Source organism: Cobetia sp. ICG0124 (genome assembly GCF_004006355.1).
Taxonomy (GTDB): domain Bacteria; phylum Pseudomonadota; class Gammaproteobacteria; order Pseudomonadales; family Halomonadaceae; genus Cobetia; species Cobetia marina.
In genome coordinates this window covers 481,504-491,915 of record NZ_CP024893.1, presented here as the reverse complement: position 1 = coordinate 491,915, position 10,412 = coordinate 481,504, and the positions used below count along the sequence as shown (strand labels likewise).

General features: G+C 56.8%; 5 protein-coding genes, 2 tRNA genes and 3 rRNA genes. 3 read left to right on the top strand and 7 right to left on the bottom strand.

From position 1 onward, the window contains the following. The first annotated feature begins 82 nt into the window (after positions 1–82). Complete coding sequence (mltF, locus tag CU110_RS02300; RefSeq protein WP_240665451.1) at positions 83–1,558, top strand: membrane-bound lytic murein transglycosylase MltF; 1,476 nt, start codon at positions 83–85, stop codon at positions 1,556–1,558. A gap of 26 nt (positions 1,559–1,584) precedes the next feature. Continuing rightward, positions 1,585–3,540, top strand: a complete 1,956-nt coding sequence (locus tag CU110_RS02295; RefSeq protein WP_077380192.1) for a diguanylate cyclase — start codon at positions 1,585–1,587, stop codon at positions 3,538–3,540. Positions 3,541–3,544: 4 nt separating this feature from the next. Here the strand turns inward: CU110_RS02295 and tadA are convergent, their stop codons facing one another. Then, positions 3,545–4,006: a tRNA adenosine(34) deaminase TadA gene (gene tadA / locus CU110_RS02290; RefSeq protein ID WP_127734438.1), complete on the bottom strand. Its 462-nt coding sequence runs from the start codon at positions 4,004–4,006 to the stop codon at positions 3,545–3,547. 10 nt (positions 4,007–4,016) lie between these two features. On the opposite strand from tadA, the gene CU110_RS02285 reads away from it, so the two are divergent. Next, entirely contained in the window at positions 4,017–4,862 is an 846-nt protein-coding gene (locus CU110_RS02285) for an acyl-CoA thioesterase II (protein WP_084207876.1), read from the top strand. A gap of 29 nt (positions 4,863–4,891) precedes the next feature. On the opposite strand, the gene CU110_RS02280 is transcribed toward CU110_RS02285, so the two are convergent. The 6 genes from CU110_RS02280 to CU110_RS02255 form a co-directional block, all read right to left on the bottom strand. Continuing rightward, complete coding sequence (locus tag CU110_RS02280) at positions 4,892–5,170, bottom strand: hypothetical protein (RefSeq protein WP_084207875.1); 279 nt, start codon at positions 5,168–5,170, stop codon at positions 4,892–4,894. Beyond that, positions 5,167–5,287: ribosomal RNA gene (gene rrf, locus CU110_RS02275) — 5S ribosomal RNA — on the bottom strand. Before rrf ends, CU110_RS02280 begins: the two co-directional genes overlap by 4 nt. Before the next feature lie 99 nt (positions 5,288–5,386). Beyond that, positions 5,387–8,275: ribosomal RNA gene (locus CU110_RS02270) — 23S ribosomal RNA — on the bottom strand. A 232-nt stretch (positions 8,276–8,507) separates the two neighbouring features. Beyond that, a tRNA-Ala gene (locus tag CU110_RS02265) sits at positions 8,508–8,583 on the bottom strand. A gap of 39 nt (positions 8,584–8,622) precedes the next feature. After that, positions 8,623–8,699, bottom strand: a tRNA-Ile gene (locus CU110_RS02260). 76 nt (positions 8,700–8,775) lie between these two features. Beyond that, positions 8,776–10,316, bottom strand: a 16S ribosomal RNA gene (locus tag CU110_RS02255). The 16S, 23S and 5S rRNA genes sit together here with 2 tRNA genes alongside, the layout of an rRNA operon. Positions 10,317–10,412 lie beyond the last annotated feature (96 nt).

Genomic DNA, 10,412 nt, shown 5'->3' with positions numbered 1-10,412 from the left:
CCGCCCGTGAACGAAGCCCGACAGTCACATGCGTTGGATGACAGTGTGAAGCGCTGTCGGTATGGTGAAACCCCTGCCGTGAATGATGCTGACGCATGCTCAAGACCTCGCTTTCCTCCCTCATCACGCCCCTGCAAGCACTGCTGCGCCATTCGCGCCGCTGCTGTTGCCGGAAAAGACCCTGATCGCCCCGCCCTCCCGGCTTGACGATGTTCGCACGCGCGACTTCCTTCAGGTGGTGACTCGCAACAGCCCGACCACCTACTACCGTGGCCGTCAGGGCCCCACCGGTTTCGAGTATGAGCTGGCGCGAGACTTTGCCGACTACCTCGGCGTCAGCCTGTCGATGGATGCAGAACACAATATCGAATCCCTCACCCGAAGCGTGCGTGATGATCAGGCCGATTTTGCCGCCGCCACCCTCCCTCTTGACCTGTCAGAGCAGGGGCTGCGCTTCACTCGCCCGATTCTCGAACTGCAGGCGATGGTGGTCTATCGACGCGGAATGCAGCCGCCCAGAGAGCTTGAAGATCTGGTCGGCAAGCGGATCGGCGTCATCAAGGGAGCCGGTACCAGCCTGATTCTGCATGAGCTTCAACAGCAGCTTCCCGAGCTCAGCTGGAAGGAAACCGGCGAACTCGAGGTGGCCGACCTCCTGCAGCGCATCGAGGAAGACAGCCTGGACGTGGCGGTCGTCTACGCCCACCAGTTCAAGCTCAATCGGCTGTTCTTCCCCAATGTGGAGAACGGTTTCACCGTGGGGGACCCATTGACTCTGGCCTGGGCCTTCCCGGCGCAAGGAGATATCTCCTTGCTGAGCGCTGCCAACGATTTTCTCGAGACACGCAGCGAGGACGGCACCCTGGACCAGCTGGTCGACCAGTACTTCGGGCATGATGACTATCTGGAATATGTGGGCGCGCGTACCTTCATCCGCCAGGCACGAGAGCGGCTCCCGCGCTACATCGATACCTTCAAGCAAGCCGCTCGCGATACCGGCATCGATTGGAAACTGCTGGCGGCGGTGGGGTACCAGGAATCCCATTGGCAACCGAAAGCGACGTCACCTACCGGGGTACGTGGGCTGATGATGCTGACCAACGCCACCGCCCGCGAGATGAACGTGGCCAATCGTTTGGACCCCGTCCAGAGTATCGATGGCGGGTCACGCTATCTTGTGAGTATAAAGGGACGTCTTCCCGAAGGAATTCAGGAGCCGGACCGGACCTGGATGACATTGGCAGCCTACAATGTCGGTCTCGGGCACCTGCTGGATGCCAGGCGCATCGTGCGCATGAAGGGTGGCAACCCCGACCACTGGAAGGATGTGCGCGAGGCGCTGCCTCTGCTGCAGAAACGCCAATGGTATCAACAGGTACGTTATGGCTATGCCCGCGGTGGTGAGCCTGTCATCTATGTACGCAACATCCGGCGGTATTATGAAATACTCAACTATGTTTACCGCAGTCAGCAGCAGTTCTATCAGCTGAATGAGCGCCAGATAACCGATGATGAAGGGGACAACAATCCCTTCGATACCGTCCCCCCGATCCTGTGAGCATCAGGAGCTTCTAAGGACAGGGAATGACACGCAGATTCATCTTGATGTTGCTTGGCCTGCTTGCCTTCGGCGTCGCCTTGCTGGGCCTCTGGCCTCGCGCCGGCCACGAAGCCAATGCACTGCTGTTGATCATGCTGACATTGCAGGCGGCAGGACAGACTGCGTGGCACTGGCGCAACCTGTTCCTCAGTCCACTGTTTCTCGGCATGTCCCTGCTCATCAACCTGGTGCTTACCTGCACCTTTCTCTTGCCGGAAAGCTGGGTCGGTGTCGATCATTGGGGCGCGTTGCTGACCGCCCTGCCCGGTGACTGGCATGTCGCCAACATTCGCCCTCCGATTCTGATTCTGCTGGCATGCCTGGGGCTCAACTGCTGTTCTCTCTTGCGGATGCGCCTGGGCTTCGGCGCCACGATACAGCTGGCGCAGACGACTCTCATACTGATCTTCGCCATCATCGCCGACCCGAGTCTCTCCGTGGCCAGCATGCCGCTGGTAGGGGTGGAGCGAACCACGCTGCTTGCCTTCCTGGGCTTGCTTCTGGCTGCACAATGGCTAGATCTGCTGCCAGCGCTCACTCGCATGTGGCGACGCAACGTGCTGCCCCTGGCCATCTCTGCCTCCATCACGCTCGTCTGTCTTCTGGCGTGGCAACAGCAGACCAAGGATGAGAACAACCGCATCAACCAGGCGACCTATGTACTGGGCGACAAGATCGCGACACAGCTCTCACGCGAGATCGATGATCAACTCAATGCCATGCGGCGCTTCGCCGGCTTCTGGAGCCTGATGGGGCAGACACCTTCACGGGGTGAATGGCAACGTCTGGCACGAAATTATTACAATGATTTCAATTACTTCCAGAATATCGCCTTCATTGATCCCGACAGCGTGGTGACTCTGGTATTCCCCGACAAGGGCGGCAACCATGATCTGCTGGGCGTGAGGCTATTTGATGCCCAGCCAGATACTCCCCTGCGCAATCCGCTGGAGCTGGGCATTGAAGGCCACACCGGCATCATCGATCTCCTGCAGGGCGGCAAGGGCATGGTGTCCTACCTGCCTGTGCGCAATCCGCGTGATGGCGACATCCTCGGCGCCATCGCCATGGTGGTAGATCTGGCACCGCTGCTGGACCAGGCACTGGATGCCGCCCGCAATGATGCCTTTGCCATCACGTTGTCAGAACGCAGCAATGTCTACATTCATGTAGGCCCGGAAAGCCGTCTTGCTCCCTGGGGGCATCGAATCCCCATCGAACTTCCCGCCACGGACCTGACGCTGGGCTTGCAGCCGACGCAGCATTACCTCGCAGCAAGCCGTGGCCGCCTGCCAGAAGTCACGCTCCTGACCGGCATCATGCTCTCGTATCTGCTCTTCCTGGTGGTCTACATGTACCGCCGCGTCTCCCAGGAGCATGGCATCGTCAAGCAAGCCAACGATGCCCTGAAGGAAGAGATGACGCGCCGAGAGCGACTGCAGAACGAGATACAATGGCTGGCACGTCATGATGAGCTGACCCAGCTCCCCAATCGCCGTTATTTCCTCGAGCAGGTGCAGACCTTCAATGGCCAGATGCCACTGACGGTGATGATACTGGACATCGATTTCTTCAAATCGATCAACGACAAGCTGGGGCACCTCGAGGGCGATCGCTATCTGCAGAAGATAGCCTCGGTATCGCGAGCGCCTGTCGAGGCAGCGGGAGGGATTCTGGCACGTTTCGGCGGCGAGGAATTCGTCGTCTGCATCCCCGAATGCCCTCGTGCTGTCGGCCGGACGCTCGCGGAAGAGCTGCGTCGTGCCGTACAGGCGGCAGGTCTCCCCCAGCCTGCCACGGACAGTGTCGTCACCGTCTCGGTTGGCATGGCCTGCGTGGCCAGAGCACCTCTGCGACTGGAAGCACTGCTCCAGGCGGCGGATGAGGCGCTGTATCGCGCCAAGTCCAGTGGGCGCAATCAGGTCCAGGTCGCCGCCTGAAGCCTCATGCAGCGCGCCGCTCGGCAAAGAACTGCTTGAGCAGGCGTTTCGCCTGGGCAGCCAGCACCCCACCTTCTATCTGTACCTGATGGTTATGCCACGGCTGCACGAAGAGGTTGGCCCGAGACTCCACCATCCCCGTCTTCGGCTCAGCGGCACCATATACCACGCGCGCCACACGGGCATGGATCAGGGCGCCACTGCACATCATGCAGGGCTCGAGGGTGACATAGAGCGTGCAGTCATCAAGCCGATAGTTGCCAAGCCTGGCCGCTGCTGAACGCAGTGCCTGAATCTCGGCGTGTGCCGTCGGATCCGGAGTCCCCACCGGGGCATTGAACCCGCTCCCGATGATCTCCCCCTGTGGGTTCACCACGACGGCCCCCACCGGCACCTCTCCGGCCTCCAATGCCAGCCGCGCCTGATCCAGGGCGCGGTGCATGTAGTACTGATCCTTGCGAGGCAAGGATGGGACGATGACCGACGCTTCACCGACACCGCTTGAATCACTCGTCACCTTGCTGGGGCTGGAAACTCTGGAAGAGAACCTCTTCCGGGGTCACAGCCAGGATCTCGGCTTTCCACAACTGTTCGGGGGGCAGGTACTTGGCCAAGCGTTGTCCGCCGCGACACGCACCGTCCCCTCGGAACGGAAGGTGCATTCGCTGCATGGCTACTTTCTTCGCCCGGGGGATGCTCACAAGCCAGTCGTCTACCAGGTCGATGGCGTACGTGATGGCGGCAGCTTCACGACCCGACGCATCAGCGCCATCCAGAACGGCAAGACCATCTTCTTCTGCAGCGCCTCCTTCCATGGCAAGGAAGAGGGCTTCACGCATCAGCTCGCCATGCCCGATATCGAATCCCCTGAGCAGTTGATCGAACAGGGGGCACGCATCGAGTGTTACGAGGGCCATCCCATCGAGTTCCTGCGCATGAAGGCCCCGGATACGACAAGCGAGGGCGCGTCATCAGCGCCACCTCGTCAGCGCCTCTGGTTCCGTCTTTCAGGCGAGCTGCCGGAAGATGATGCTCTGCACCGTTATCTCCTGACCTACAGCTCCGACTTCAACCTGCTGGCCACTGCGCTGGGAGGACACGGTGTACGCTTCGGCTCCCCGGAGCTGCAGATGGCCAGCCTGGATCACTCACTCTGGTTCCACCAGGATGTTCGCGTCAACGACTGGTTGCTGTACGAGATGGATAGCCCATGGGCAGGCGGTGCTCGCAGCTTCTCGCGCGGCAGCCTCTACAATCGCCATGGCGAATTGGTCGCGTCAAGCGCTCAGGAAGGGCTGACGCGCCTGCGCCAACGCTCCTGAACGACACCGCCATTGCCACGAGATGCAGATCACTTCAGTGCCGTTCGGACCCGCGTACAGTTCTCGTCCCGATAACGCTGCTTGTAGTCATTGCGCTGAGACTGCCAACTACGCATCTGGCCTGAAGACCCGCCGCCACGACGCATGCCAGTATAATATTCGATCTTGTTCTTGATGAACTGGCAACGTTTTATCTTCTCTTCACGCTCACCAGCAGATGCCACCTCTGAAGCCATCAGACCTATCAAGAGCACCATCAACCCTGCCAGCAATGACCTTGATGGGATAAATGAAAAGTACCTCGACATGCCGCCTCCTTGCGCTTGTTCATGAGTGAGAAACTCCACACTACCATCGGCGCTAAGCGGTTTCACTTCCGAGTTCGGCATGGGATCGGGTGGTTCACGCTCGCTATGGTCGTCAGGCGAAACGGTGGCATCTTGCGATGCCTGAGTCTCGAGGCTTGTGGCCTCGCAACTCGCAATATGAATCATGCTGACCGATATGTCCCCCTTGGGTGTTATATGGTCAAGCCTCACGGGCAATTAGTACTGGTTAGCTCAACACATTGCTGTGCTTCCACACCCAGCCTATCAACCTTGTAGTCTTCAAGGGCCCTTCAGGAGGCGCAAGGCCTCAGGGAAGTCTCATCTTGAAGGGGGCTTCCCGCTTAGATGCTTTCAGCGGTTATCCCGTCCGAACGTAGCTACCGGGCAATGCCATTGGCATGACAACCCGAACACCAGAGGTTCGTCCACTCCGGTCCTCTCGTACTAGGAGCAGCTCTTCTCAAACTTCCGACGCCCACGGCAGATAGGGACCGAACTGTCTCACGACGTTCTAAACCCAGCTCGCGTACCACTTTAAATGGCGAACAGCCATACCCTTGGGACCGACTTCAGCCCCAGGATGTGATGAGCCGACATCGAGGTGCCAAACACCGCCGTCGATGTGAACTCTTGGGCGGTATCAGCCTGTTATCCCCGGAGTACCTTTTATCCGTTGAGCGATGGCCCTTCCATACAGAACCACCGGATCACTAGAACCTACTTTCGTACCTGCTCGACGTGTCTGTCTCGCAGTCAAGCACCCTTATGCTCTTGCACTCAATGCACGATTTCCAACCGTGCTGAGGGTACCTTCGTGCTCCTCCGTTACTCTTTAGGAGGAGACCGCCCCAGTCAAACTACCCACCATACACTGTCCTCGATCCGGATAACGGACCTGAGTTAGAACGCCAATGATGTCAGGCTGGTATTTCAAGGTTGGCTCCACCGCATCTGGCGACGTGGTTTCAAAGCCTCCCAGCTATCCTACACAGACAACATCAGCATCCAGTGTAAAGCTATAGTAAAGGTTCACGGGGTCTTTCCGTCTAGCCGCGGGTACACAGCATCTTCACTGCGATTTCAATTTCACTGAGTCTCGGGTGGAGACAGCGTGGCCATCATTACGCCATTCGTGCAGGTCGGAACTTACCCGACAAGGAATTTCGCTACCTTAGGACCGTTATAGTTACGGCCGCCGTTTACCGGGGCTTCGATCAAGAGCTTCGGACGAATCCTAACCCCATCAATTAACCTTCCGGCACCGGGCAGGCGTCACACCCTATACGTCCGCTTGCGCGTTTGCAGAGTGCTGTGTTTTTAATAAACAGTTGCAGCCACCTGGTATCTTCGACCGGTAAGAGCTTACGGAGCAAGTCCTTCACTCGAACCGGTGCACCTTCTCCCGAAGTTACGGTGCCATTTTGCCTAGTTCCTTCACCCGAGTTCTCTCAAGCGCCTTGGTATTCTCTACCTGACCACCTGTGTCGGTTTGGGGTACGGTCGCATGTGATCTGAAGCTTAGAGGCTTTTCCTGGAAGCGTGGCATCGATGACTTCCTGACCGTGGTCAGTTCGTCTCGCATCTCGACCTCAGAGGAACCGGATTTGCCTGATTCCTCGGCCTACATGCTTTCACCAGGACAACCAACGCCTGGCTCACCTAGCCTTCTTCGTCCCCCCATCGCAACCACATCCGGTACGGGAATATTAACCCGTTTCCCATCGACTACGCGTTTCCGCCTCGCCTTAGGGGCCGACTCACTCTGCTCCGATTAACGTAGAACAGAAAACCTTGGTCTTCCGGCGGGGGAGTTTTTCACTCCCCTTATCGTTACTCATGTCAGCATTCGCACTCGTGATACCTCCAGCAGACTTCTCAATCCACCTTCATTGGCTTACACGACGCTCCTCTACCGCTCATCCATAAGGATGAACCCGTAGCTTCGGTACCTGATTTAGCCCCGTTATATCTTCCGCGCAGGCCGACTCGACTAGTGAGCTATTACGCTTTCTTTAAAGGATGGCTGCTTCTAAGCCAACCTCCTAGCTGTCTGAGCCTTCCCACATCGTTTCCCACTTAATCAGGATTTTGGGACCTTAGCTGACGGTCTGGGTTGTTTCCCTTTTCACAACGGACGTTAGCACCCGCTGTGTGTCTCCCACGCTGCACTCACTGGTATTCGGAGTTTGCCTCGGGTTGGTAAGTCGGGATGACCCCCTAGCCGAAACAGTGCTCTACCCCCAGCGGTGATACGTGAGGCGCTACCTAAATAGCTTTCGAGGAGAACCAGCTATCTCCGGGCTTGATTAGCCTTTCACTCCGATCCACAGCTCATCCCAGCATTTTTCAACATACTTGGGTTCGGGCCTCCAATTGATGTTACTCAATCTTCACCCTGGCCATGGATAGATCGCCCGGTTTCGGGTCTATACCCTGCGACTGGTCGCCCAGTTAAGACTCGCTTTCGCTACGCCTCCCCTATACGGTTAAGCTCGCCACAGAATATAAGTCGCTGACCCATTATACAAAAGGTACGCGGTCACACCACGAAGGTGCTCCCACTGCTTGTACGCATACGGTTTCAGGATCTATTTCACTCCCCTCGCCGGGGTTCTTTTCGCCTTTCCCTCACGGTACTGGTTCACTATCGGTCAGCCAGGAGTATTTAGCCTTGGAGGATGGTCCCCCCATGTTCAGTCAAGGTTTCTCGTGCCCCGACCTACTCGATTTCACGATACTCAGACTTCGACTACGGGACTATCACCCTGTATCGTCAAGCTTCCCAGCTTGTTCGTCTGTCAGTTGTATCGCTTAAGGGCTGGTCCCCGTTCGCTCGCCGCTACTTGGGGAATCTCGGTTGATTTCTTTTCCTCCGGGTACTTAGATGTTTCAGTTCCCCGGGTTTGCCTCTATAGGTTATGTATTGGCCTATAGATACTCACCTGATGGTGAGTGGGTTTCCCCATTCGGAAATCGTTGGGTCGCAGGGTATTTGCCACCTCGCCAACGCTTATCGCAGGCTATCACGTCCTTCATCGCCTCTGGCTGCCAAGGCATCCACCGTATGCGCTTAATCGCTTGACCATATAACCCCAAGGGGTCTGTCAAGGATTACGAATCTGTCGGACCTCTCCGACATATCGTTTTGATGGAGATGTGCTTGGCGCACATTCCATCGTCAGCATGATTCACATTGTTAAAGAGCGGCTGTTCAGAGAACAGTGAGAAGTCACACAACCTTCTCGAGGAAGGCGATATGCTTGTCACTGTGAACTGTCAGCATTATCAGGTAGTAGAAGCTTGAACCGGAACTTGATGGTGGAGCCAAGCGGGATCGAACCGCTGACCTCCTGCGTGCAAGGCAGGCGCTCTCCCAGCTGAGCTATGGCCCCAAAAGTCGGCAAACCGTGTCGACAAAAGCACGAAGCTTTTGGTGGGTCTGGGCAGATTTGAACTGCCGACCTCACCCTTATCAGGGGTGCGCTCTAACCAACTGAGCTACAGACCCGACACTACTACTCGATAAACTAACTTGATCAGGTAATTCGTTGTGAGCACTTGCCGCGAGCAGTAGACAGTGTCGATAAGGAGGTGATCCAGCCCCAGGTTCCCCTAGGGCTACCTTGTTACGACTTCACCCCAGTCATGAACCACACCGTGGTGATCGCCCTCCCGAAGGTTAGGCTAACCACTTCTGGTGCAGTCCACTCCCATGGTGTGACGGGCGGTGTGTACAAGGCCCGGGAACGTATTCACCGTGGCATTCTGATCCACGATTACTAGCGATTCCGACTTCATGGAGTCGAGTTGCAGACTCCAATCCGGACTGAGGCAAGCTTTATGGGATTGGCTCCACGTCGCCGTATTGCAACCCTTTGTACTTGCCATTGTAGCACGTGTGTAGCCCTACCCGTAAGGGCCATGATGACTTGACGTCGTCCCCACCTTCCTCCGGTTTGTCACCGGCAGTCTCCTTAGAGTTCCCGACATTACTCGCTGGCAAATAAGGATAGGGGTTGCGCTCGTTACGGGACTTAACCCAACATTTCACAACACGAGCTGACGACAGCCATGCAGCACCTGTCTCAGAGTTCCCGAAGGCACCAATCCATCTCTGGAAAGTCCTCTGGATGTCAAGGGTAGGTAAGGTTCTTCGCGTTGCATCGAATTAAACCACATGCTCCACCGCTTGTGCGGGCCCCCGTCAATTCATTTGAGTTTTAACCTTGCGGCCGTACTCCCCAGGCGGTCAACTTATTGCGTTAGCTGCGCCACTAAGTCCTCAAGGGACCCAACGGCTAGTTGACATCGTTTACGGCGTGGACTACCAGGGTATCTAATCCTGTTTGCTACCCACGCTTTCGCACCTCAGTGTCAGTGTCAGTCCAGAAGGCCGCCTTCGCCACTGGTATTCCTCCCGATCTCTACGCATTTCACCGCTACACCGGGAATTCTACCTTCCTCTCCTGCACTCTAGCCAAGCAGTTCCAGATGCCGTTCCCAGGTTGAGCCCGGGGCTTTCACACCTGGCTGACTTAGCCACCTACGCGCGCTTTACGCCCAGTAATTCCGATTAACGCTTGCACCCTCCGTATTACCGCGGCTGCTGGCACGGAGTTAGCCGGTGCTTCTTCTGCGAGTGATGTCTTTCCTCGGGAGTATTAATCCCGAAGCGTTCTTCCTCGCTGAAAGTGCTTTACAACCCGAAGGCCTTCTTCACACACGCGGCATGGCTGGATCAGGCTTTCGCCCATTGTCCAATATTCCCCACTGCTGCCTCCCGTAGGAGTCTGGGCCGTGTCTCAGTCCCAGTGTGGCTGATCATCCTCTCAGACCAGCTACGGATCGTCGCCTTGGTGAGCCGTTACCTCACCAACAAGCTAATCCGACATGGGCTCATCCGATAGCGCAAGGTCCGAAGATCCCCTGCTTTCTCCCGTAGGACGTATGCGGTATTAGCCTGAGTTTCCCCAGGTTGTCCCCCACTATCGGGCAGATTCCCATGCATTACTCACCCGTCCGCCGCTCGACGCCTTCTAGCAAGCTAGAATCGTTTCCGCTCGACTTGCATGTGTTAAGCCTGCCGCCAGCGTTCAATCTGAGCCATGATCAAACTCTTCAGTTGAAAGCTTGATAGTCTGTTAAGCAGACCAAACTTGGTTCAGAGTCAAACTTCTCGTGAGAGGCTTGCTCCGATATTTGGTGACCTTGTCACCACTCA